The organism is Saccharopolyspora halophila (assembly GCF_039531955.1).
Taxonomy (GTDB): Bacteria; Actinomycetota; Actinomycetes; order Mycobacteriales; family Pseudonocardiaceae; genus Saccharopolyspora; species Saccharopolyspora halophila.
In genome coordinates, this window is sequence record NZ_BAAARA010000024.1 from 56,132 (window position 1) to 79,503 (window position 23,372).

Below are 23,372 nucleotides of genomic sequence, written 5' to 3' on the forward strand. Positions count from 1 at the left end.
GACCACCCGACCAGACCACCGTGCGGTTGACGACCTGAATCCACATCGTCTTAGGGGTCCTTGCAGTAGTGTGCGGCGGAGCCGCATGCGGTGCGGGACTCAACTCGCGCCGCCGCGGGTTCTGACGCGTCGTGTGGCGAGGACAGCCGCGACGCCGCGTAGGACGGCTGCTCAAGGAGCGGATCCCGCAGCCACACGCGCGTCAGGTTCTCCCACCCGCACCGCCACGCAAGGCCGAACTGAAATATCGCCTTAGTCAACGGAACGCGCAGTGACCGCGCTGGATGCGGTTCGGAGCACCATCACAGCTGAAGCGAGGTCGGATTGGTGAACTCCTCGATGCCGAGCCGGCCGAGTTCGCGGCCGTAACCGCTCCGGCCGAACCCACCGAACGGGGCGGTGGGGTTGAAGGAACCGCCGTTGATCGAGACCTGACCGGTGCGCATCTTCCTGGCGAACGCGACCGCGCGATCGTGATCACCGGCCCACACAGCACCGGAAAGTCCGTACGGCGTGCCGTTGGCCACGCGCAGCGCTTCCTCATCGCCGTCGTCGTAGGGCACCACGGTCAGGACCGGCCCGAAGACCTCCTCCTGCTCGATCGTGGTCCCGGCCTCAGCGACGAGCACGGTTGGTCGCACGAAGAAGCCGCGAGGCAAGCCGTCGGGCTGATGCACGCCACCGGTCACCAGCTTGGCACCCTCCTGCAGGGCGCCCTGGATGTAAGCGCGCACCCGTTCCTGCTGCACTTTGCTGACCAGCGGGCCTTGCCGGGTCGTGGGGTCCATCGGATCGCCCGGCGCAGCGGATCGCGCGGCGATCTCGAGGATCCCCTCGACCTCGGCCAGGCGGTGCCGCGGGACGAGAAGGCGGGTGGTGGCGCTGCAGGTCTGACCGGAGTTGATGAGGCACCCCTCCAACGAGCCGGCCACAGCCGTTCGCAGTTCCCCCGCGGACAAGTCGTCGAGCAGGACGCTGGCCGACTTGCCGCCGAGCTCCAGCGCGGTGCGCTTCGGAGCGGCAGCCGCCAGTTCCGCGACTCGCCGCCCAGCTCGCGTGGAACCGGTGAACGAGACCAGGTCGACGGACTCGTGCTCGACGATGGCCTCGCCCACGACCGGTCCGGTACCGGTGACGAGGTTGAACACGCCAGGTGGCATCCCCGCGGAGTCGATGATCTCGGCGAGAAGGTAGGCGACGCCGGGAACGAGTTCGGACGGCTTGAGCACGATGGTGCATCCGGCGACCAGGGCCGGAGCGACCTTGGCCGCGATCTGGTGCAACGGGTAGTTCCACGGGGTGATCGCGCCGACAACACCCGCGGGCTGTCGCGTGATGAGAGCATTGCCGGCCTGGCGCTCCCACTCGACCTGGTCTGCGACATCGGCCATCGAGGCGAAATCGATGATCGGCAGACCGGCCTGGACCATGACGGCCAGCTCCCATGGCGCGCCCATTTCTCGGGAGGCCGCGAGCGCGATCTCAGCCGTCCGCGCCTTGAGGCCCTCCGCGATGCGGGTGCACGCCTTGATCCGGTCGTCGAGCGGGGTCGAGGCCCATTCGGCCAGGGCGCGCTCAGCCGCCCGGGCCGCACGGTCGACGTCGTCGGGCGTGCCTTCCGGCACCGCGCCGATGACCTCTTCGGTGAACGGATTGGTGACAGGAAGTAGCTGGTCACCGGTTGAGTCGACCCAAGCACCGTCGACGTAGATCCGGTCGTGGTTGTGCTGAGGTTCGGATGGGGACACTGGGGTTCTCCCTCAGATCGAGATCGCTGAGTCGTGACGCTCGGCCCAGGCCGGAGAGCCGGTGTCCTGCGCGCTGAGGTGTTCGGCCGTGCGGTGCGCGAGAGCCATGCAGGTCAGCATCGGGTTGGCTCCCGAGGGCGTCGGGAACGCGCTGGTGTCGCCGATCCACACGCCCGCGACGTCGTGCAGCTCGCCGGTCGGCTTCGCGACCGACGTGTTCGGGTCGGTGCCCATGCGAGCCGTGCCCATCTGGTGCGCGCTTCCCATGAACAGCCCACCGGCCCCAATCGGGCGCGTTCTGAGCTCGGCCAGCCATTCATCGAGGTCTTCGCCGCGCCGGTACACCCTGGTGGTGGTGCCGAACCACAACTCTTCGGCTCCTGCGGCCAGGTGCAGCTCCGCCAACACGCGCAAACCTTCGTGGTAGGCCGCGACATCCCGGGCATCGGTCAGGGCGTAGGTGTGCACCGCCTCGCCGCTCTCGTCGATGGTGACCCGCCCTCCGGCGTGCTCGCGGAGGATGAACAGGAGGTCGGACATGCGCCCGAGCTTGCTCATCGCCTCCTTCGCCGACGTGCCGTCGCGGCGCGCGAGCTGGAAGGCGAAAACGCCGGTGTAGAAGTGCGAGCCCTCGACGAGGAGCCCGTACCCGTCGCCCAGGTCGCGGAACTCGTCCATGACCGCGGCCTGCGGCGGCCCCCACCACGCCTTCTGGTCCTCTGGGTACACGCCGAAGATCCCCGCGCTCGGGTGCAGGTAGAGGTGGTGCCCGACCGCGGGTCCACCGATCCCCGATCGAAGGAGCAGTGCGGGACTCTCGAGCGCGCCGCAGGCGACGACCACGTCCGCGGACCGCACCTCCAGTGAGCTCGCCCGGCCGGTTCGCGGGTCTGTGTGGGTCGCGACCACCCCGGTCGTGCGGCCGTTGTCGACGCAGATCCGGTCGGCGCGGGTGTCGGTGACGATCACAGCGCCGTGGTCGTACGCGTCGCGCAGGTAGGTGTTGACCGTTCCGCGCTTGCTGCCGCTCGGGTCGCCGAACTGCGTGTAGCCGGCCGCGATCGGGTCGTAGCTCGCTTCGTCGACGTTGCGGACCGCGGTGTGCACCGACCAACCGAGAGCTCGCGCCCCTTCGACCATGCGCTGGTGCGGACCGTTGAAGTCGCTGCAACGATCGTTGGCGCCCAAGCGTGACAAGACCTCGTCGAGGTGGCGGTTGAATTCCTCGGTGTCGAGCCCGTCGAGTCCGTGGTCCTGCGCCCACTCGCGCCGCACTTCCTGACTGGGCTTGACGCAGTTGTGCCAGTTGATGGTTGTTCCGCCGCCCAGAGTGGCGCCGGCCAGCAATCCGACGTTGCCGTCCGCGGACACGGTGAGTCCCCCGCGGTACATCATCGCCTTGCCCGCTTCGAGCTCCAGTTGCCGGTAGTCCCGTTCGCTGCTCGCGTGACCTCGTTCCAGAACCACCACCCGCTTGCCCTGCGAGGCCAGCATTCCCGCGATGGTGCCGCCACCGGCGCCGGACCCCACGACGACGACATCGGCTTCCAGCATCTCGCCTTCGGTGGGCACGTGCGGGGTGATGTGCGGCGGGTCCTGCGGTGGCGTGATCTGCGGGCCGGGGTAGCCGTACTGCGCCCAGAAGGGGTTGCGTCCCTGCTCGTCGGGAAGGGAGTGGGCGAACATGCAGGAAACACCGCGCAAGGTCGACAGCGCGACGAGAGCTTCTTGGGACAGTGCGCTCGCCGCGGCGAGCATGCCCTCGCGGGTGGCCCTGCCCTGGTGCTGGAAGCTCAACATCGCCAATCCGTCGAGCAGCTGGGCGATGCCCTCCTGGTCGCTCTCGGACAAGGTCGTCAGGAACTCTGCCAGGGCTTCGTCGGCACCGACGGACGATCCTGCGGTCGACCAGAACGCGTGCGGATCCTCCTCGACATCCATCGACGGGACCGCGGTATCCACGAGAGCGCGAAGCACGTCGCGTTGAGTGGTGCTCAGAGCAGCCACGGCTCCTCCTTTCCGTTGATCAGGTGTTCAAGGGGTGACGATGGGAAAATCCGGCCGGAACCGGTCGCACAGATCGAAGAGCTCGTGCACGGCCTGGCTCTCGCCGTCGATGGTCATGTCGTCCGCGTTCTCGGCGTCCGCGGGATCGCGCGCTCCCAGTGCGAGCGCGGCCAGGACCGTCCTCTCCAGCCGCACCGTCGCGTCGTAGCCGTCTGCCGGCGCGCGGGAACTGCGCACCAGCACACCGTTGGCGACGTGCACGAAGCGCATCTCATCGGTGTCGATCACCTCGAACAGGAGACGCAGGTCCCGGTGGGCGGCCTTCGGCCCGTTGAGTCGGATCGCGAGGTAGCTCAGCAGCATGTCGGTGGTCATGGCACCGAGGACGTCCGCGGTGACCGACGTCGTCGGCAGCTTCAGCGCACCGGTGCGCAGTTCGAGCGCGCCGGTGAGGTAGAAGTTGCGCCACGGCGCGGATTCGGCTTGATATCCGAGCTGTTCGAGCGCGTCCGCCTGGAGCTCGCGGGCGGCCCGGTTGTCGGGCTCGGCGAACACCACGTGGTTGACCACCTGAGCCACCCAGCGGTAGTCGCCGTCGTCGAACGAACGCCGCGCCTTCTCCAGCACCGCCTCCGAGCCACCCATGAACTCCACGTACCGCTCGCCCGCCTCGACAGGCCCGTGCGGGTGCAGGTTCGCCGGGTTGCCGTCGAACCAACCCAGGTACTTCTGATAGACCGCCTTGACGTTGTGGTTGAGCGCCCCGTAGTAACCGCGATTCGCCCAGAACGTGGCCACGTTCTCGGGCAGTTCGACTCGTTCGGCGATCTCGACCATGGTGTGGCCGTGCGCGGCCAGGCGCAGCGTCTCGTCGTGAATGTAGCGGTACAGGTCCCGCTGCTGCGCGAGGAACTCCTCGATGTTCTCCCTGCCCCACACCGGCCAGTGGTGGCCGATGAACATCACGTCGCTCTCGTCGCCGAACAGCTCGAGCGCTTCGTGGATGTAGTCGCTCCACGCGGCCGCGTCGCGAATCTCGGCGCCCCGCAACGTGTACAGGTTGTGCATGGTGTGCGAGACGTTCTCGGCCATGCATAGGGCGCGCAGGTCAGGCAGGTGGAAGTTCATCTCCGCGGGTGCCTCGGCACCTGGGGTGTACTGGAACGCGAAGCGCACCCCGTCGAGCACGAGCTCCGTGCCGGATTCGGCGATCAGGTCGGTCGGTGCGAGCAGCGTTGTCGTCCCGTTGGACAGGCTGACTCCGAGTCCGGTGGAGACCTGGCCGAGCGGACCGGGCGGGATTCCGACGCCGTACATGTACTGGGCACGACGTGACATCGCGATGCCCGCGTAGACGTTCTCGCTGATCGCGTGCTCGAGGAAGCCAGTCGGTGCGACGACGCGCACGACGCCGGATGCGACCTCGTCGGCGGAAACGATTCCCTTGATCCCGCCGAAGTGATCGGAGTGGCTGTGGGTGATCACCACCGCGGTGATCGGTTTCTCGCCGAGGTGCTCGCGCACCAGGCCCATCGCTGCGGCGGCCGCTTCCGCAGTCAGCAGCGGATCGACCACGACGTACCCGGTCTCGCCTTCGATGACCGTCATGTTGGAGAGGTCGAAGCCGCGAACCTGGTAGATCCCATCGATCACGCGGAACAGCCCGTGGTTGAGGTTGAGGCGCGCCATGCGCCGCAGACTCGGGTTGACCGTGCCGGCTGCTTCGCCGTCCAAGAAGTCGTACTTCCGCAAATCCCACACGACCCGCCCGTCGGCGCCGGTGATCACCGGTGGGTCCAGGGTCGCGATGAACCCGCGGCGCGCATCGTCCTGGCTCGGGTCGTCGGCGAACGGCAGCCGGGAGAGGTCGGCGCGGTTGGCCGCCGCGGTGATCGCGGAGGCGGGCTTGGATGTCGCAGGCATGGTCAGTTCCTTTCCGCAGCCGCAGCGGCCAACTCGCGCTTGAGGATCTTTCCGGTAGCGGACATGGGGAGGGCATGTCTCAGCTCGACCAGGCGCGGATACTTGTACGCCGCCATGTTCGCCTGGCACCACTCGACGAGCTCCGCCTCGCTCGTCGAAAATCGGGCCTCGGGCACGACGAAGGCTTTGATCTCCTCGCCGTGGGTGGGGTGCGGCACCCCGACCACCGCGACCAGGCTGATCGCGGGGTGGGTCATCAGGACTTCCTCGAGTTCCCTCGGGTAGACGTTGTAACCGCCCCGGATGATCATTTCCTTGGCGCGGTCGACCACGGAGAAGTAGCCGTCGGAGTCGCGGAAGCCGATGTCGCCGGTGCGGAACCACCCGTTCCGCAGCACCTCCGCAGTGGCTTCTGGGCGTCCGTAGTAGCCCTTCATCACGTTGTGCCCGCGGATCACGATCTCGCCCCGTTCGCCGTCGGGCACTTCGTTCCACTCGTTGTCGACGACTTTGACCTGCACACCCCAGACCGGCAAGCCGACGGTGCCCGGTTTCGCCTGTCGGTCGACCCGGTTGAAAGTCGTGACCGGACTGGTCTCGGACAACCCGTAGCCTTCCAGGACCTGCACGCCGAACCGATCGGCGAACCGGCGCAGCACCTCGACCGGCAGCGCGGAACCACCCGAGGTGGCCACCCGCAACGACCGGGCGATGGCACCGAAGTCGAGCGCGCCCGTGGAGTCCTCGTGACCGAGCAGCGCCCAGTACATGGTCGGGACCCCGGAGAAAACGGTCACCCGCTCGCGCTGCATCAGTTCGAAGGCCTCACCGGCGTCGAACCTCGCCTGCAGCACGACGGTGGCGCGCGTGAGCATTCCCGTGTGGAGCTGGCAGGTCAGGCCGAACACGTGGAACAGCGGCAGCGCGATGAGGTGCACGTCGTGCTCGTGCGGGCCGAACATGCCCGCCGTCACCTGCGCGTTGTGGACGAGGTTCGAGTGCGTGAGCTCGGCGCCCTTCGGTCGTCCGGTCGTGCCACTGGTGTAGAGGATCACCGCGGTGTCCTCCGGCGCGGTCGCGGCGCAGTCGAAGGTCTCCGGCTGATCCGCCAGCAGTTCGGCGAGGTCCTCGACGACGAACAGGTGCTCGCACCCGTCCACTTCGGAGAAAGCCGCGTCCGCCTCGTCCGATCCGGCTTGCCCGCTGGCGAACAGCACCTTGGCGTCCGAGTCATGCAGGTGGTAGGCGATCTCCGCTCGCTTGAACAGCACGTTGAGCGGTACGACCGCGCAACCGGCCTTCAACGCTCCGAAGTGGACGATCGGGAACTCGGTGGTGTTCGGGCACCGCAGCGCGACGTGATCACCACGTCGCACGCCGCGGGAGACCAGCAGGTTGGCGACCTGGTTCGCCGCGGTGTCGAGCTGGGCGTAGGTCATTCGCGTGTCACCGCTGATGATCGCTGCGCGATCGGGCATCTCGCGGGCGCTGTCCTCGAGCAGGGCAGCAAGGTTCAACATCGGTTTTCTCCTCGGAGGTGTGAGAGCGATCAGCGAGTCCTGCCGGCGGCGCGGGCGTGGAGCCGGGCCGCGTCGCGTTCCGGTCTGATCAGCACCGCGGCGGCCACTCCGCCGACGACCACGATTGCGGCGGTCAGCGTGAAGGTCGCTTCGTAGCCGTTCGCCGGAACCGCGCCCGCGGCGCCGACGAGCCGACCAGCGACCAGCGGTCCGACCATTCCCGCCAGCGAGTACACCGCGACGAAGGCGCCGAGCACCGCTCCGCGGCGCCGCGCAGGGGACACCTGCCCGCACGCGGTCGTGGCGACCGTGAAGATCACGCCGGATATGCCCAGGCCCAGAGCCATCAGAGCCAGCTTCAGGGGACCGGCGGGCACCTGGACGAAGGCCCACGTGCACACCCCCGACGCGACCATGACCGCGCCGCCCAGGCCGCCGCGCGCCCACCGCCCGGACACCCCGCGCCGCATGAGCCGCTGGCTGACCGACCCCTGCACGAGCACGGCAAGAGCCCCCACGACCCACGGCAAGGTCGTCAGCAGACCGGTTTCGGACTCGGAGTACCCGGCTCCGGTGGTGAGGTACGGGGGCAGCCAGGCGATCAGCAGAGACAGCGACCAGTACGCGGCGAACACCGCCAGCGCACTGCCGATCCACGTGCCCGTCGCCAGCACCCGCAGGGTCGACACGGTCGTCTCGGGCGTCGGCGACGTCTCGTCCGCGTTCGGCCGAGCGGTCTCGGCTCCGAGCGGGCCTTCCTTGCCCAACGCTGCCCACAGGATCGCCCACAGCACGCCGACCGCGATGAGGGCGACGAACATCGACCGCCAGCCGAAGTGGATCATGAGCCAGGTGAGCGTGGGCGCAGTGATGATCACACCCAACGACGGGCCGAGGCTCAGCAGCGCGGCGGGCACGTTGCGTTCGGCATCGGGGAACCACTTCTGCATGGCGTGGTTGGCCACGCCGAACGCCGGCCCCTCGGCAGCACCCAACACGATCCGGGACACGAGAATGACGACGAAGCCCGCGGTACCGAGCACCGGCAGCAAGGTCAGCGACCAGATCACCGCCAAGCCCAGCAGCACGGGCTTGGTCGCGATCCGGTCCACCAGGAAGCCCACCGCGAGGGCCGAAAGGCTGAACAGCAGGAAGAAACCACTCGCGATCACCCCGTACTGCTCGGGGGAGATCCCGAACTCACGCTGCAAAGAACCCGCAGCCAGCCCCAGCACGGCCTTGTCGCCGAAGTTGATGACCATGAAGACGACGAGCAGAACGGTCACCGTCCACGCTCGTCGCCGGGAACCTGATCCGCTCGATGTGGCCGGTTCAGCCACCTGCTCCGTCGATCCGTTGCGGAACATCTGAAACTCCTGACTCGGACGCCGTACATCGGCGAGCATGAGAATTCGGGTCAGAGATGGCAGGCCGTGCTGTCGTGCCGGCCTCGTCCGGTGATCGGATCGGCGATCGCCCGGGGACCGCGCATCGCGGAACCATCGACCGGCATGGGTCGGGTCCTGTGCCTTGCGCCACAACCTGTGCTTGACACCACCGTAAGGCGGCGCGATGGTCCTCTCAATGAAGAATGTGCACAGTCGATGGGAAGTTGATTGTGTGCCAGCACAACGCCACGCGATCGCCGATCGAGGACCGCCGATGACCAACACCGACTCCACCCCGCCGTCCGCCCACCGGATCCTCGACCGGGTGCAGAACCGGATCTCCACCATCGCCCGCGCCGCGACGGTCGATCCCGCACTGCAGAACCTCCCCACCGCCATCCGGAAGAGCGAGGTGCCGGAGACCGCACGGCGCTACATCGCGCTCACCATCCGCGTCCTGCGCGACGGCCAGCCGCTGCGGGACACCGACCTGCGGGGGGCTCAGGAGCGCGGTGCCCAGCGAGCCGAGGACGGAGTCCCCCTGTCACTGGTGCTGCACAACTGGTTCCAGGGCGCCCACGTGTTCCTCGAGGCGTGCGCCGACGCCGCGGGCCCAGAAGACGCGGAAGGATTCAGGCACATCGCCCTGGCGTACTTCCGCCTGCACGAGAAGATGATCCGCACGGTGACGGACGCCTACCAGGACGAGCAGGCGGCGATCGCCAGCGAGGAGCGCGGGGCCAACCACGTGCTCGCCCGGCTGTTGGTGAACGGTCAGGACGGCAGCGGCGAGGCCGAGCGGTTCGGCATCCGGCTCGCGGAATCCTATGCCGTGCTGGTTGTCTCGTTCGGTACGGCCACCGATGAGCGAACCGGCGACACCACCGGACGCGCCGTCGCCGAGCGACGCAAGCTGCGTCGGGTCAACCGAGTGCTCGGGCAGCACTCCCGCTTCCCGATCCTGGCGCTGCTCGAAGCGGACGGAGGTCAGATGCTGCTGCCGCACGTCGGCGCGGACGCCTACAGCGACGCGAGCGACCTCGTCACCAAGATCACCGCAGAGGCGCATGTCCAGGTCACGGGTGCGCTCGTCGACCACGCCCCATGCCCATCCCTGCCCCACGCCAGCGAGCTCGCCCAGGAAATGCTGAAGCTCGTCACCGCAGAAGAACGTCCGCCCGGGATCTACCGGATCTCGGACATCTCACTGGACTACCACCTCACCCGGCACACGGCCGCCACCGAACACCTGCTGGCGCTGCTCACGCCGCTCGAGCCATTCCCCGAGCTGGTCGAAACGCTCGAGCGCTACTACGCGCACGACCTCGACCGAGGCCCGACCGCACGTGCACTGCACGTCCACCCCAACACCGTGAACAATCGGCTCAACCGGATCGCGGAGCTGCTGGCGATGGACCCCAACAAAGTCGAGTCCGTCATGAAAATAGGTGCGGCACTCAAGGTGCGAAAAGCCCGGTACACGTCGTGACTCCGAGCGGGCAGGGCTGCGCTCGCAGCCGCGGCTGCGAGCGCGATGACTCTCTCCTCTTCAACAGCCGCGCGTGCACATCGACGACTCCCCTCGGGAAGAGGATCGGCGTCACTGCCCGGGGACTGCCTCGTCACCGTCGGCCAGTGCGTTGACGCCGAAGACGTGGTGGCAGTGCAGGGCGAGTTCGAGGTGCGCGCGGCGGCGGTCGATCGGGTGGCCGCGCAACTGCTCGGCCTGCCGAACGCGGTAGCGGACGGTGTTCCGGTGCACCCCGAGCGCCTTGCCGGTGCGATGGGCATCGGCCGCGTTGGCGAGGAACTCGTGCAGGGTTTCGCGCAGCCGGGTGGTGGCGTCGTCGGTGGCCGCGAGCGGCCCGAGTTCGCGTTCGACCATGGCTCGCATCGCGGCTTGGCCACCGACACCAGCCGCCAAGCAGGCCAGTTCGACCTCGGCATAGCGGGTGATGACCCGGTCCTGCGCAGCCGTGATCGCGACGGATTGGGCAGCCAGCGCCTCGCGATGGCTGCTGCGGAAACCGCCCACGCCCGCCGCGCTGATGCCAACAGCCGCCCGAACGCCTGGCCACAACGTTGCGGTGACACGAGCTGCAGCGTCCGGCACCCCAGCGGTCGCCGCCCAGCACCACAGACCGCGGGCGCCACTGGCCATGGTCAGCGGCCGCGGCGCGCCGAGCGCCTTGGCCAGCTCGGTAGCCGACCCTTCGAGCGCGCGCACGACATCCACTTCGGGAACCGTGTCGTCGGCCCACAGCACCATCGCGGTGTGGTGCCGGCGCAGCGACAAGCCGAGCTCCTGCGAAGCGGTGTCCAGGTCGAACAGGTCACCGCGCAGAACGGCATGCACGGTTTCGGCGCGGCGTGCGAGCGCACCCCGCTGCCACTGCTCGCGCTCCTCGGTGTAGGTGCCGACCAGGGATTCGACGGTCGCGTCCAGCCACCGGCTTACCCGCTCCCAAAACTGCACCAGCACGGCTGCGCGCAGGTCGGCATCGGCGACTTCCTCGTCGAGCGTGCGGGTGATGTGAGTCCACACGGCGCGCTGGGCGACGCGGTAGGTCTTGAGCAAGGCCGCCAGATCGATTCCCCGGCGGGCGACGGTGCGCGCGAGGTCGTAGGCCTCGGGTGGGGTGTGCACCTCGAACCGCTCGCGGTTGATCACGCTGAGGAACGACCGCCAGTGAGCACGGGTGCTGGCGTGCAGGTCCCGGCGGAGTTCTTCATCAGCGGCGTACTCGGGGACCTCCGCCAGCACCTCGTTGTCGACGATCGTGACCAGGTGCTCCAGCTCTTCCGGCAGCTGGACGCGCTTGCTGAAGCTCTCGATCCATTCGGCGACAGTCGATTTCGCGTCGTTGCGCATGTCCTCACCTCGGTTTTTGTACCGCTGCACAATGCACTCGTCCAAGGTTGACGCGCAAGCCAAGAATGTGACCAGAGCCATATCTGATGCTGGGGCCAACATCTGCTGAACAGCACGTGGAGGCCAGTCGTGAGCGATCGGGAATCGGTCGACTACATCGTCGTAGGGGCGGGCAGTGCGGGAGCCGTGTTGGCGAACCGGCTTTCCGAAGATCCATCGGTGTCGGTGCTGCTGCTGGAGGCAGGGCCTACCGATGACGCGGACGAGATCAAGATCCCCGCGGCATTCCCCGGGCTTTTCAAGACCAAGTGGGACTGGCACTACCAGACCACCCCGCAACCCGGCCTGGGGGGAAAGCGCGCGTTCTGGCCGCGCATGAAGGCGCTCGGCGGCTGCTCCTCGATGAACGCCATGATCTACATCCGGGGCAACCGCGCCGACTACGACGGCTGGCGACGCGACTTCGGCGCGACCGGCTGGGGCTACGAGGACGTGCTGCCGTACTTCATCAAAGCCGAGAACAACACCCGGGGAGCCAGTGAGTTCCACGGAGCCGATGGCCCCCTGCACGTGGAAGATCGCCGGTTCACCCACGAGCTGACCGACGCGTGGATCGCCGCCGCCGTCAACTCCGGGCTGTCCGCCAACGATGACGTCAACGGCGCCGACCAGTACGGCGTTGGCCGCTACCAGGTGACGTGCAAGCGGGGCCGCCGCTGGTCCACCGCAGACGCGTACCTGCGACCGGTCGAGGCACGCCGGAATCTGAAAGTCCGCACCGGCGCGCAGGTCACGCGGCTGGTGTTGACCGGCGACCGCGCGACCGGAGTCACCTACCTCAAGGGCGGGCGGGAACACACCGCTCTCGCCGACGGCGAGGTGGTCCTCTCCGGTGGCGCGATCAACAGCCCGCAGTTGCTGATGCTGTCCGGCATCGGCCCCGCCGACCACCTGCGACAGATCGGCGTCGACGTGGCGGTCGACCTCCCCGGAGTGGGGCAGAACCTGCACGACCACCCGGTTTGCCCGATCGTGTGGCGGACCAAGGGGACCACCGACATCGCCGCGGACCACAACAACCCGGCGCGGCTGATGCAGTGGCAGGCACTCGGGCGCGGTCCGCTGGTGTCCAACATCGGCGAGGGCGGAGGGTTCGTCGCTACTCGCGACGGGCTGGAAGGCCCGGACATGCAGTTCCACGTAGTGGGCACCGGCTTCTACGACAACGGCCTGAACGAAGCGATTGAGCGGATGTTCACCACGGGCGCGACGCTGGTTGACGTGCGCAGCCGCGGGCAACTGCGGCTCCGCTCCGCCGACCCGCGCTGGAAACCCGAGATCGATCCGGGCTACTTCACCGATCCGGCCGACCTGACGGCGATGCTCGCCGGGCTGCGGCAAGCGCACGAGATCGCCGCGCACTCACCGCTGGCGAAGTACATCGACAGTCGGCACCCGCCGATCACCGACCACGGCGACGCGGCGCTTCAGCGGTTCGTCCAGGAATGGACGCAGACGCTCTACCACCCGGTCGGCACCTGCGCCATGGGCACCGGCGCGAAGGCCGTCGTCGACCCGGAGCTGCGCGTGCACGGAATCGAGAACCTGCGAGTCGCCGACGCGTCGATCATGCCGCGCATCCCGCGCGGCAACACCAACGCACCCACGATCATGGTCGGCGAGAAGGCCGCCGACCTCATCACCGGCCACGGCCCGACACACGCTGCGACGGCCAAGACGAAGGAGGGCGCCCGATGACGATCAGCGTTCGGAACGAGCAAGCGGAGGCAGGCACCTTCGAGGTCCGCAGCCCTGGGAACGGCGACCTGGTGGGGTCGTTCCCGATGCACACCGACGAGGATGTCGCAGCAACCGTGGCACGTGCCCGGGTTGCCGCCGACTGGTGGGCAGGGCTGACCTTCCGGGAACGGGCCGAGCGGCTGGACCGCTTCCGCGGCATCATCGCCCGGCGCCTGGCGCAGCTGGCCGGAATCATGCACGAGGAGACGGGCAAACCGCACTCCGACGCCGTGCTCGAGGCGTCCCTGTCGCTCGACCACATCGCATGGGCGGCCAAGCACGCTCCCAAGGTGCTCGGCAGGAGAAGAGCCGGGGTCAGCTTGCTCACGGCCAACCAGGCGGCGAGCGTGGAGTACCGGCCGCTGGGCGTCATCGGCGTGATCGGCCCGTGGAACTACCCGGTGTTCACACCGCTCGGTTCGATCGTCTACGCACTGGCCGCCGGCAACGCCGTTGTGTTCAAGCCCAGCGAGTTCACACCAGGAACGGGTTCCTGGCTGGTCGACGCCTTCGCCCAGGTCGTTCCCGAGCACCCGGTCTTCCAGCTGATCACCGGCGACGGATCCACCGGCGCTGCCCTGTGCGCCTCCGGCGTGAACAAGATGGCCTTCACCGGCTCGACGACGACGGCGAAGAAGGTGATGGCCAGCTGCGCCGAGACCCTGACCCCGATCGTCGCCGAGTGCGGCGGCACGGACGCGCTGCTCGTCGACTCCGACGCCGACCTCGACGCCGCCGCCGACGCGGCCGCGTGGGCGGGGATGGCCAACGCCGGCCAGTCCTGCATCGGCACCGAACGCGTCTACGTGCACACCGACGTCCACGACGCGTTCCTCGAGAAGCTGGTCACCGTCGCGCGCGGGCAGCGGGCAGGAACGGACCCGGATGCCACGATCGGCCCGATTACCTTGCCCTCGCAGATCGAGACCATCCGCAGGCACATCAACGACGTCCTCCGCCGAGGAGGCCGGGCCGTCCTCGGCGGAGCCGATGCCATCGACGGAAGCCTGGTGCAGCCCTGCGTGCTGACCGATGTGCCGGAGGACTCCCCGGCCGTCACTGAGGAGACGTTCGGGCCCATGCTGACCGTCAGCAGGGTCGGTGACATGGACGAGGCCGTCAAACGCACCAACGCCACCACCTACGGCCTGGGCGCCGCGGTGTTCTCGAAGAAGCGCGGCACTGAGATCGCGGACCGGCTGCGGTGCGGCATGGTCGCCGTCAACGCCGTGTTCAACTACCCGCAACTCCCGTCGCTGCCATTCGGCGGGGTGGGCGACTCCGGCTTCGGCCGCATCCACGGGCCGGACGGTCTGCGCGAGTTCAGCTTCGCCCGCTCCACCGCGCGACAGCGGTTCACTCCCCCGCTCGCGCTGACGACGTTCGGCCGCACCGCGAAGACCGACTCGCTGGCCACGAAGATCATGACCCTGCTGCACGGTCGGCACTGACGGCGCGACCCGGCGGCGGCAACCCGCCGTCGAAACCCGCCTGGTGACCAGCTTCGACAGCAGCGCCGCCCTCGACGGACGACCGCTGACCGACCGGCACCGCTGCCCCAACCACCGCGCAGCAGAAGAGGGATGGCCGAGCACCTCGCGAATGGTGCGCAGCCGAGAGGCAGATGCGGTGACCCCGACGTCGCCGTCGGGGTCAGGAGTGGCCCCGTCAGCCGCGGCTCGTCAGCTCGCGACCCGGCTGACGAGCCGCTTGCCGGAACTGGCCTGCGGTTGCGGGACGCGCTGGTCGCCAAGGACGAGATCTGCGCGGCCACCGACCTCGTCACACCGGGTGAGCTGCTGGGCGCGCTCCTCGAAGAGGCGCGCGAGACAGCGAGCAACGACGGGCGGTGCTGGACAGCCTGCTCGAGGAGCACGGCGATGACCCGCGGTCGCCGAGGAAGCGAACCAGGTCCTCGGAAGTTCGCCGGAGGGACGGCTGCTGATGGTGGTGATCAAGCACGTGGGCGTTTCGGCCTCCCCGCCGCACTCACCGGCGGATTCGCTCGCAGCGCACGGGTTCGCCTCGGAATGGCGGCTGCGCGCCGACCGCGAGATCGGGTTGTGGTGCTCGGAGCCGAATCCACGGCCCGGATGACCTCCCACCTGCGTGCCGTTGTGGACGGACGAGCCGGGATGTGCGCGTGACCTGCCCGTCACGGGCCTGGAGCAACTGGCCGTGGAGTTGGTGGCCAGGGCGCATGATGAGGGGTGGAGGGTTCATGTCTTCGTTCAGCTCGGCACCGAGTGCGAGTGGCCGTGTCCACTCGCACTCGTTCCGCGGCGCTGGTCACCTCAGCGAGAGTTCTCGGGCGACACCGCATCCGTCGCCGTGCCGCGGGTGGGCTCGCCGGCGAGGTCCTCGTCCTGCAGCAGCGGATCGCCCGCGGTTTCGCGCAGGGAGAAGGCCGCGATCAGGCCGATCACGGCAGCGACCATGAGGTAGGGGCCGGGCACGAGCGTGCTGCCGGTGAGCGCGATCAGCACCGTCATCAGGTACGGGACCGTGCCCGCGAACAGGGCGGCGGTGAGGTTGTAGGCGATGGACAGGCCGCCCTGACGGGTTCGGGTCGGGAAGACCTCGGCCGACCACACCGCGTAGGTGCCCAGAATCGCGGCGAGCACGACCCCCAGCGCGAGCCCGCCGACCCAGGTGCCCACCACGCCCGTGCGCATCAGCATGTACGCGGGTGTTGCGATGACGAACAGCGCGATGCCCGCTCCGATCAGGACCGGCCTTCTGCCGAGGCGGTCGGACAGGTGGCCGAACACCGGGACGAGGGCCAGCCCGAGGAGGGAGATGGCCGTGGACAGGGCCGCCGCGCTGCCGGAGGAGTGACCGAGGTAGTCGGTCTCGTAGGTGACCAGGTAGGTGAGCACGGCGTAGAACGGGACGTGCATCATCGTCATCAGACCGGCGACCTGGAGCAGCTGCCTGGTGTTGTTGCGGAGGAGCTCGCGCACGGGGCTGCGGGGCACGTTGTCGGTCGCTTCGAGAGCGCGGTACTCCGGGGTGTCCTCGATCTTGTTGCGGATGACGAATCCGATGACGCCCAGCGGTGCTGCGATGAGGAAGGGAATCCGCCAGCCCCAGGTGGAGAGCTGCTCCTCCGAGAGGCCCACCGACAGCAACAGGAAGACGAACGAGCCGGCGAGGAAGCCCAGCAGAGAACCGACTTCGAGCCAGCTGACGCCGAACCCGCGGCGACGCCGCGGGGCGTACTCGGCGAGGAAGCTCGCGGCACTGCCGAACTCCCCACCAGCGGCGAAGCCCTGCAGCAGGCGCAGGAGGACCAGCAGGAGCGGCGCGGCGATCCCGATGCTCGAGTAGCCGGGCAGCAACCCGATGGCGAGCGTGGCACCGGACATCACGAAGATGACGACCGACAACGTGCGCTTGCGCCCGATCCGGTCACCGAGCGGCCCGAAGACCAGTGCTCCGATGGGACGGATGCCGAACGACACCGCGAAGACGCCGAACACGGCGAGGAGCCCAGCGGTCGCATCCCCGGCGGGGAAGAACACCGCCGCGATCGTGCTCGCGAGGTAGGCGTAGGCGGCCCAGTCGAACCAGTGCACGAACACGCCGACCGCGCCTGCTGCGACGCTCCGGCGCAGCGTCGCGGGATCAGCCATCGCGTCGGTCAGTTCCCCGCCGGAATCGGATTCATGTGCGGTCATTGGGTGGCCTCCTCGGACCGGCTTTCGTGATGACGCTAGAAGCGAGCTGCGGCATCTAACAAGAAGAAATAATCAAAGCAATGCATCTGTCAGGCAGATGCAGAAGTGCTGACCTGGTACGAAATGCGGGCCTGATGAGCCTGAAACAGCGACTTCACCGCGCAGTCCGTCATCAACCGGGCCCACCGGTGAGAGCCTCCGGTGTGGTCAGCGCGCCGAGTTGCTCCTCGGTCAGCAGCTGTCGTTCCCGCACCAGCTCCAGCGCGGGCCGGCCCGTTCGGTGCGCCTCCAGCGCGATGGTGCACGCCGTTTCGTGCCCGAGGGCGGGACTCAGCGCCGTCACCAGACCGACGGAGGTGGCAACGGTGTCCGCCAGGCTTTCCCGGCGGGCGGTGATGCCGCGAACGCAGTGCTCGGTGAGCACACCGATCGCGGAGGTGAGGTGATCGAGCCCGGAGGTCAGGGCTCGGACGATGATCGGTTCGAAGGCGTTGAGCTGCAGCTGCCCGCCCTCCGCGGCGAGGGTGACCGTGACGTCGTTTCCCATGACCTCGAAGGCGACCTGGTTGACCACCTCGGGGATGACGGGGTTGACCTTGCCGGGCATGATCGACGAACCGGCTTGCCGAACTGGCAGCGTGATCTCGCCGAGCCCGGCCTGCGGGCCCGAGGACAGCAGCCTCAGGTCGTTGCAGATCTTGGACAGCTTGACCGCGACACGTTTCAGCACGCCGGAGAGCTGCACGAAGACGCCAACGTCCTGGGTCGCTTCGACGAGGTCGGGCGCGGAGACGAGCGTCGGGATGCCGGTCAGGTCGCGCAGGTGCGCGATCGCGAGCTCCCGGTAGCCGGGACGGGCGTTGAGCTCGGTGCCGATCGCGGTGCCGCCGAGGTTGAGCTCGTGCAGCAGCGACCGGGCCTCGGCGAGGCGCTGCTCGTCCTCGCCGAGCGTGGCCGCGAACGCGGCGAACTCCTGGCCCGAGGTCATCGGCACGGCGTCCTGCAGCTGGGTGCGCCCCATCTTGATCACGTCGGCGAACTCGGTCGCCTTGGCTGCCAGCGCCTCGCGCAGTCCGGCGAGCACCGCTAGCAGCTCGCCGAGGTGGCTGTCGAGCGCGATCTTGACCGCCGTGGGGTAGACGTCGTTGGTGCTCTGCCCGAGGTTGACGTGGTCGAGCGGATGAAGCGCGCAGTGCTCTCCCCGCTCGTGCCCGAGCAGTTCCAGCGCGCGGTTGGCGATGACCTCGTTGGCGTTCATGTTCGTCGAGGTCCCGGCGCCGCCTTGGATCAGGTCGACGACGAACTGGTCGTGCAGCCTGCGGCTCCTGATCTCGGTGCAGGCCTTCACGATGGCCTCGGCCCTGGCCCGGTCGAGCGCGCCGAGCTCGGCGTTGGTCGTCGCCGCGGCTTGCTTGACCGTTGCCAGCGCTACCACGAGGTGATGTCGGTCGGCGAGGGTTTCCCGCGTGATGGGGAAGTTGACGAGGGCGCGCGCGGTGTGGGCCCCGTAGTAAGCCTCCGCGGGCACGCTGATCTCGCCGAGCATGTCGTGCTCGGTGCGGGTCGAGGCGAGGGACATCGTCGTCCTCCCGGAAAGGTGTGAATGGGGAATGCGGACCGGCGGTGGATTCGGCCCGGGGAGTGAGCGCAGTCAGGGTCCCGTCGCTCGATCCACTCCGGTCCACGCCAGCGCGATCGCGCCGTCCAGCAGGGCTCGTTCGGCGATGCCACCGACGCAGTGCGCGGCGAACTCGCGCTGATGGTTGATCGCAGGCAGCGAACCGACGCCGATGTAGGGGTGGATCGCCGGTACCACCTGGGAGACGTTGCCCATGTCCGTGGAGGCGCGATTCATGCGCGATGCCGTGCCGTCCGGGGCGAATTCGCGCCCCAGGCGCAAGGCGTTGGAGCGGTAGGCCGCCAGCGCCGCCTCGTCGGCGCGGAACTCGGCGTAGGGCTTGCTCTCCGGCTCGACGGTCAGCTCGCAGCCCGTGGCCAGCGCACCGGCTTCGAAGGCGCGCAGCACTCGCGGTTCCAGCTCGGCCAGCTCCGCGAGGGTCTCGGCGCGCACGTACCAGCGGCCGGTAGCGCGCTCGGGAACCGCGTTCGGCGCGTCGCCCGCGTGCGTCACGATGCCGTGCACCCTCGCCGAGGCGGGGATGTGCTGGCGCAGCAGGCCGATCGCGACCTGGGCGACGGTGAACGCGTCGGCGGCGTTGACGCCCGCTTCGGGGTAGGCCGCGGCGTGCGCGGAGGTTCCGGTGTAGGAGATCTGCGAGTGGCTGACGGCGAACGGCCGCGCCTCGGCGACGTCCACGGGCGCCGGGTGCACCATCATCGCCAGGTCCACACCGGCGAACGCACCGCGTTCGAGCAGCTCGATCTTCCCACCACCGCCTTCCTCGGCCGGCGTGCCGTAGACCTCCACGGTCGCCCCGATGTCGTCGGCGACGGCGGCCAGCCCGAGCGCGGCGCCCACCGAACCGGCCGCGATGAGGTTGTGGCCGCAGGCGTGGCCGAGGCCGGGCAGCGCGTCGTACTCGGCGCACAACGCGATGCGCCTGGGACCGGTGCCGAAGCTCGCGTGGAACGCCGTCTCCAAGCCGAGGTAGGCCGGTGTGACCGCGAATCCGGCGCGGTCGAGCAGATCCGGGACCGCCGCGGCGGCGCGGTGCTCCTCCCACGCGGTCTCGGGATCGGCGTGCAAGCGTTCCGACAGGCGGACCAGCTCACCGGAGTGTCGTTCGATCGCGGTGCGGGCTGCGGTTTTCAGCGCGGTCACGACTCGTCGCCCGGCACGCCGTAGGAAGGCGCGGAACCCGGGTGGAGTCCGCGGGTGACGTAGTCGTCGCGCTGCGGGAGCCACACGTCGACCAGTTCGGCGAGCTGGCCGATCGGGTCCTCGGCCCAGTCCACCCGGAGGTCGGTAATCGGCCAATCCACATCGGACACCACCACGAGCCCCGCGGAGTGGACCGGCCCTTCCTCTCCCCCGGCATCCAGACCCGCTCGCAGAGCGGCGACGAGCCGCTGCTCCAGCTCTCCGGACGTCGAGGTGAACGCCGCGACGATGGACCGCGGGATGTGCTCGCCCGCGAGCATGTTGCCCGCCACCACGACGCCGTCGGCGACGGCGGAGCCGTGGGTGCCCAGCGTGCGGGCACCGCTGTAGGCGACGCCCGGCCCGGTCCGGCCCAGCGCGGTCAGCTGCCGGTACTCGATGTCGTCCGCGGACGTCACCTCGTCGAGAGCTCGCGCGGCGTCACCGTGCCCGGCGAGCCGGTCGAGGAGGCGACCGCCGAGCCGCGGGTCGGTGATGTTCTGCGAAGCCGCGGCACCGACACCGGGCCTGAGGTGCGCGACGCGCGCGGCGACGGCTGGGCTGGAGGAGCTGGCCGCCATGCCGAACCGCATTGCGCCGCCGGAGGTATCGCGGGCCACGATCGAGAACGTCACTGCTCCTCCTTCGGGATCACTGCGATCGCGTCGATCTCGCACAGCCATTCCGGCCGCGCGAGCGCGGAGACCACCACGCCGGTCGAGATCGGGTGCACGCCCCTGGTCCAGCTACCGACGGTGCGGTAGACGTCCTCGCGGTACCGGGGGTCGATGAGGTAGATGGTGAGCTTGACCAGGTGCTCCATCCGGCTGCCCGCTTCTTCGAGCAGCGTGTTGATGTTGACCATGGCCTGCTCGGCCTGGGCGGCGGCGTCACCGATGCCCACCGATTCGCTGGTGTCGAGGTCCTGCCCGATCTGACCGCGGACGTAGACCGTGCCGTTGGCGACGACTGCCTGGCAGAGGTCGTTGTCGAGGTTCTGCTCGGGATAGGTGTCGCGCGTGTTGAACGGGCGTATGCGGCGATGAACAGTCACGTCGTGGCCTTTCCTGGTGGGAGTTCTCGGACGGATCGGCGGCCTACCGAGCTCACCCTGTCCCCGCCACCCGACTTCTGTCCAGTAGATGTTTCAGTACCAATGCATCGAAAATTCTGATACGCGGCGCGGCCCGACCCCGAATCGATCCGCCGCCCGAGCAGACTTTGCATCGAAAAATCAGATCTCGAGCTCCAAAAACATCTGTTGGACACAGGATCTGGCCGGCGGCAAGGATCCAGTGAGACGCAGAGAGGCGCGACCGGCCCGAACGGTTCGCGCCCCGGAGTGGAGGTCTGGATGTCGATCCAAGAGGTGGAGGCCCTCGTCGTGGGCGGGGGCCAGGCCGGCCTGGCGATGAGCGAACACCTGAGCAACTGCGGCGTGCAGCACCTCGTGCTCGAACGCGACCGCATCGCCGAGCGCTGGCGTTCGGAGCGGTGGGACTCGCTGGTCGCGAACGGTCCCGCGTGGCACGACCGCTTCCCCGGCCTGGAGTTCGTCGATCTGGCTCCCGACGCCTTCGCCTCGAAGGACCAGATCGCGGGCTACTTCGAGACTTACGCGGAGAAGATCGCCGCGCCGATCCGGACCGGTGTCGAGGTGACGTCCGTCCGGAGGCGCGCGGGACGACGCGGCTTTCGCGTGGAAACCTCGGACGGCACCATCGATTCCCGTTTCGTCATCGCGGCGACCGGGCCGTTCCAGCGCCCCGTGATACCGCCGATCGTGCCCCGGGGCGCCGGTCCGGTCCAGATCCACTCGAGCGACTACCGCAATCCGGAGCAGCTGCCCGACGGAGCCGTGCTCGTGGTCGGCGCCGGCTCGTCAGGGGTGCAGATCGCCGAAGAGCTCCGCCGGTCGGGGCGGTCCGTGCACCTTTCGGTCGGTCCCCACGATCGACCGCCCCGCCGGTACCGCGGACACGACTTCTGCTGGTGGCTCGGCGTGCTCGGGAAGTGGAGCGCCGAGACGCCGCCGTCGGGAGCCGAGCACGTCACCATCGCCGTCAGCGGAGCACGCGGCGGGCACACCGTCGACTTCCGCGCGCTCGCCCAACTCGGCATCGAACTCGTCGGGATGACCAGCGAGTTCGACCGGGGGACCCTCCGCTTCGCCCCGGACCTCGGAACCAACATCGCGAACGGGGACGCGAACTACCTCGCGCTGCTCGACGAAGCCGACGCCTTCGTCGAGCGGAACGGCCTGGACCTCCCGGAAGAACCCGGCGCCCGCGTCTTGGGGGCGGATCCCGCTTGCGTGACCGACCCGACCCTGGAACTCGATCTCGCCGCCGCAGGGGTCAGCTCGATCGTCTGGGCCACCGGCTACGCCGTCGACTACGACTGGCTCCAGGTCGACGCGTTCGACGAGAACGGCAAGCCCGAGCACCGTCGCGGCGTGTCCTCCGAACCCGGCGTCTACTTCCTCGGGCTGCCCTGGCTGGCGCACCGCGGATCGAGCTTCATCTGGGGGGTGTGGCACGACGCCAAGTTCGTGGCCGACCAGATCGCGATCCAACGCGCCTACCTCGGCCGCGCGCTCTGACCTGCCGACCGGTTCGCGGCCGGGAAAGGCGAGTCGCCTTTCCCGGCCGCGACGACGTTCAGCGGGCGTAGAGCCCGCGGCACAGCTCCCGGAACTCCTGCGCCCGTCGGGTGAGGCGGACCCCGCGCATCGAGGCGACGACGATCTCCAGCGGCCGGACGTCGTCGGTCAGCGTGAGCGCCACGGCACGCGCGCCCGAGTAGGTGGTTTCGAATTCCGGGCGCTGGTTGAGGAGCGCGAAACCGTGACCGCGCGCGACGAACGCGCGGACGGTCTCGAATCCGGACGTCCGGTGCCGAACCCTCGGTTCCACGCCCGCGTCGCTGAGGATCGACCGCAAGTAATCCCGGCTGTGCGGCAGGTCGAGCAGCACCATCGGCTCGTCGGCCAGGTCCTGGAGGGACACCTCGCGGCTCTTCCGCTGCGCGAGCCGGTGGTCCTCCCCGACGATGACGTACGGCGGCACCGTGCCCACGACCTCGCGGTCGATGTCGTCGTCAAGGTCGTACCCGTACAGCAGGGCGAGCTCAGTTTCGCCGGAGCGCAGCGCCGACTTCAGCGCGTGGTGCTCGCCTTCGCGCAGCGACAGCTGGACCTGCGGGTGCCGGGCTTCGAACTCCGCGAGCAGACCTGGTAGCCGGAACGGCGCGAGCGTGGCGAAGCAGCCGACCGTCAGCGTCCCCACCAGCTCGGCTCCCGACTGCCGGGCCGTCTCGACCAGCTCAGCACCGTGCGCCAGGAAGTCCAGCACCCGCTTGTAGAACGCTTCGCCGGCGGTGGTCAAGCTGAGCCCTCGGGCGTGGTGGCGCAGCAGGAACTGCACCCCCATCTCCTTCTCCAGCTGCGCGATCGCGGTCGAAACGGCCGACTGCGACACCACGAGCTCGTTCGAGGCAGCGGTCATGCTGAGGTGCCGTGCCGCGGCCTCGAAGTAGCGCAGCTGCACCAGCGTGAAGGCGGGCTCGTTCATGGAGCCATCCTGCCTCGCGCGCCGGGGTTTCGGCACGCGGG

16 protein-coding genes are annotated in these 23,372 nt (G+C 68.8%); 4 read left to right on the top strand and 12 right to left on the bottom strand.

The genetic code is table 11. The annotated features are described in order from the left end of the window. Positions 1–302: 302 nt before the first annotated feature. Genes ABD289_RS24160 through ABD289_RS24180 form a run of 5 tightly spaced genes read right to left on the bottom strand, consistent with a single transcriptional unit; the run spans position 303 to position 8,484 of the window. Positions 303–1,748 (bottom strand): aldehyde dehydrogenase family protein, encoded by a 1,446-nt coding sequence (locus ABD289_RS24160; RefSeq protein WP_344137554.1) that lies wholly within the window; start codon positions 1,746–1,748, stop codon positions 303–305. A 12-nt stretch (positions 1,749–1,760) separates the two neighbouring features. Then, complete coding sequence (locus ABD289_RS24165; protein ID WP_344137557.1) at positions 1,761–3,755, bottom strand: FAD-dependent oxidoreductase; 1,995 nt, start codon at positions 3,753–3,755, stop codon at positions 1,761–1,763. A gap of 27 nt (positions 3,756–3,782) precedes the next feature. Continuing rightward, positions 3,783–5,678 carry an alkyl/aryl-sulfatase gene (locus ABD289_RS24170; RefSeq protein WP_344137560.1) on the bottom strand — a complete coding sequence of 632 codons (1,896 nt, stop codon included), beginning with the start codon at positions 5,676–5,678 and terminating at the stop codon, positions 3,783–3,785. Between the two features lie 2 nt (positions 5,679–5,680). Then, positions 5,681–7,198 (bottom strand): long-chain-fatty-acid--CoA ligase, encoded by a 1,518-nt coding sequence (locus ABD289_RS24175; RefSeq protein WP_344137563.1) that lies wholly within the window; start codon positions 7,196–7,198, stop codon positions 5,681–5,683. Positions 7,199–7,227: 29 nt separating this feature from the next. Continuing rightward, positions 7,228–8,484, bottom strand: coding sequence for an MFS transporter (locus ABD289_RS24180; protein WP_344137566.1), 1,257 nt, complete (start codon positions 8,482–8,484; stop codon positions 7,228–7,230). 376 nt (positions 8,485–8,860) lie between these two features. On the opposite strand from ABD289_RS24180, the gene ABD289_RS24185 reads away from it, so the two are divergent. Further along, positions 8,861–10,075 (top strand): PucR family transcriptional regulator, encoded by a 1,215-nt coding sequence (locus tag ABD289_RS24185; protein ID WP_344137569.1) that lies wholly within the window; start codon positions 8,861–8,863, stop codon positions 10,073–10,075. A gap of 111 nt (positions 10,076–10,186) precedes the next feature. Here ABD289_RS24185 and ABD289_RS24190 read toward each other — a convergent pair whose 3' ends face one another. Further along, entirely contained in the window at positions 10,187–11,458 is a 1,272-nt protein-coding gene (locus tag ABD289_RS24190) for a PucR family transcriptional regulator (RefSeq protein WP_344137572.1), read from the bottom strand. A gap of 129 nt (positions 11,459–11,587) precedes the next feature. Here ABD289_RS24190 and ABD289_RS24195 point away from each other — a divergent pair, with 129 nt between their 5' ends. Together ABD289_RS24195 and ABD289_RS24200 are read left to right on the top strand one after the other, a co-directional pair. Beyond that, positions 11,588–13,216 (top strand): GMC family oxidoreductase, encoded by a 1,629-nt coding sequence (locus ABD289_RS24195; RefSeq protein WP_344137575.1) that lies wholly within the window; start codon positions 11,588–11,590, stop codon positions 13,214–13,216. Continuing rightward, entirely contained in the window at positions 13,213–14,709 is a 1,497-nt protein-coding gene (locus ABD289_RS24200; RefSeq protein WP_344137578.1) for an aldehyde dehydrogenase family protein, read from the top strand. The genes ABD289_RS24195 and ABD289_RS24200 overlap by 4 nt, the downstream gene beginning before the upstream one ends. An 843-nt stretch (positions 14,710–15,552) precedes the next feature. Here ABD289_RS24200 and ABD289_RS24205 read toward each other — a convergent pair. The 5 genes from ABD289_RS24205 to ABD289_RS24225 form a co-directional block, all read right to left on the bottom strand. Next, entirely contained in the window at positions 15,553–16,938 is a 1,386-nt protein-coding gene (locus ABD289_RS24205) for an MFS transporter (protein ID WP_344137580.1), read from the bottom strand. 172 nt (positions 16,939–17,110) lie between these two features. Next, on the bottom strand, positions 17,111–18,517 hold the full coding sequence (locus tag ABD289_RS24210; RefSeq protein ID WP_344137583.1) for an aspartate ammonia-lyase: 1,407 nt from the start codon (positions 18,515–18,517) through the stop codon (positions 17,111–17,113). Positions 18,518–18,589: 72 nt separating this feature from the next. After that, a complete protein-coding gene (locus tag ABD289_RS24215) occupies positions 18,590–19,720 on the bottom strand; it encodes a M20 family metallopeptidase (RefSeq protein ID WP_344137586.1) in 1,131 nt (376 codons plus the stop codon). Beyond that, on the bottom strand, positions 19,717–20,394 hold the full coding sequence (locus ABD289_RS24220) for a DUF1028 domain-containing protein (protein WP_344137589.1): 678 nt from the start codon (positions 20,392–20,394) through the stop codon (positions 19,717–19,719). Before ABD289_RS24220 ends, ABD289_RS24215 begins: the two co-directional genes overlap by 4 nt. Next, entirely contained in the window at positions 20,391–20,813 is a 423-nt protein-coding gene (locus ABD289_RS24225; protein ID WP_344137592.1) for a RidA family protein, read from the bottom strand. The genes ABD289_RS24220 and ABD289_RS24225 overlap by 4 nt, the downstream gene beginning before the upstream one ends. A 300-nt stretch (positions 20,814–21,113) precedes the next feature. On the opposite strand from ABD289_RS24225, the gene ABD289_RS24230 reads away from it, so the two are divergent. After that, positions 21,114–22,361 carry a flavin-containing monooxygenase gene (locus ABD289_RS24230; RefSeq protein ID WP_344137595.1) on the top strand — a complete coding sequence of 416 codons (1,248 nt, stop codon included), beginning with the start codon at positions 21,114–21,116 and terminating at the stop codon, positions 22,359–22,361. 58 nt (positions 22,362–22,419) lie between these two features. On the opposite strand, the gene ABD289_RS24235 is transcribed toward ABD289_RS24230, so the two are convergent. Next, positions 22,420–23,331 carry a LysR substrate-binding domain-containing protein gene (locus tag ABD289_RS24235; protein WP_344137598.1) on the bottom strand — a complete coding sequence of 304 codons (912 nt, stop codon included), beginning with the start codon at positions 23,329–23,331 and terminating at the stop codon, positions 22,420–22,422. Between the last annotated feature and the right edge of the window lie 41 nt (positions 23,332–23,372).